Raw genomic sequence first — 1,346 nt, forward strand, 5'->3', positions numbered from 1 at the left:
TTCCTTTATCTAGTTTTGATGTGATAACTTCTAATCCACCCTACATGAATAATAAAAATGGTATAAAAAATGATCTACAACCAAAATCTATAGCCAGGCATGAGATACTATGTACATTAGAGGATGTTATAAAAAATACCGCTTCTTTATTAAAGGTAGGGGGAAGATTCTATATGGTACATAGACCAAGCAGATTACCAGAGATAATTGTAACACTAAAAAAATATAAACTAGAACCTAAGAGAATAAGATTAGTTCATCCTTATATAAATAAAGAACCCAATATGGTCCTAATAGAATCAGTGCGATATGGAAAACCTTTATTGAAAGTAGAGCCACCACTAATTGTATATGAATCAGTTGGAAAATATACAGACGAAATATATGATATATATGGATATAATCAATAAGAGATGGGAATGAGAATATGTCAGGGAAATTATTTCTAGTAGCGACACCTATTGGTAATCTGGAGGACATAACATATAGAGCTATAAGAGTATTAAGTGAAGTTGATATTATAGCTGCAGAAGATACACGACATACAAAAAAGCTGTTGAATCATTTTAATATAAATACATCGTTAACAAGTTATCATGAGCATAACAAAATTGAAAAAGGTCCGTATCTTATTAAAAAATTACAGGAGGGTTTAACTATAGCTTTAGTAACAGATGCAGGGACACCTGGAATATCAGATCCTGGGGAAGATTTAGTCAGACTATGTAGAATAGATGATATAGAAGTTACATCTGTGCCAGGTGCAGTGGCGTTGATAACAGGACTTATTCTTTCTGGGCTAAACACTAGGAGATTTGTTTTTGAAGGATTCCTCCCTCATGATAAAAAAGAAAGAAATAGCATATTACAGAAATTAAAGATTGAACATAGAACCATTATATTATATGAAGCACCTCATAGATTAAAACAAACCCTTAAACAATTATTGGAAGCATTAGGTAATAGAAATATTGCAATTACTAGAGAGTTGACTAAAAAATTTGAAGAAGTAGATACTATCACTTTGGAGGAAGCAGTCAATAAGTATGGTTCTGAATCACCAAGAGGTGAATTTGTACTCATTATTGAAGGTAAACCTTTAGAAGATTTGAGAAATGAAGAAATCGAGAGATGGGAAAATATTTCTATAGAAGATCATTATAATAAGTATATTGAAGAAGGGTTAGATAAAAAAAATGCCACGAAACAAGTAGCCAAAGATAGAGGTACGTCAAAAAGAGATATATATAACTATTTGGTAAAATTAGATGATAAAAATAATTAAAGATATGTGGACTATCAAATAACCAAATACAAATAAGAAACCCTCTTATAATTAGAGGGTT

2 protein-coding genes are annotated in these 1,346 nt (G+C 30.8%); both read left to right on the plus strand.

The features are described 5' to 3' along the window. Window positions 1-410, plus strand: a 410-nt coding sequence (locus tag AACQ14_RS13680) for a tRNA1(Val) (adenine(37)-N6)-methyltransferase (protein ID WP_423247995.1), incomplete at its 5' end; no start/stop codon positions are given. 17 nt (window positions 411-427) lie between these two features. Continuing rightward, a complete protein-coding gene (rsmI, locus tag AACQ14_RS13685; RefSeq protein WP_339364136.1) occupies window positions 428-1,285 on the plus strand; it encodes a 16S rRNA (cytidine(1402)-2'-O)-methyltransferase in 858 nt (285 codons plus the stop codon). Window positions 1,286-1,346 lie beyond the last annotated feature (61 nt).

The sequence above is a fragment of the Vallitalea maricola genome (genome assembly GCF_036985595.1).
Classification (GTDB): domain Bacteria; phylum Bacillota; class Clostridia; order Lachnospirales; family Vallitaleaceae; genus Vallitalea; species Vallitalea maricola.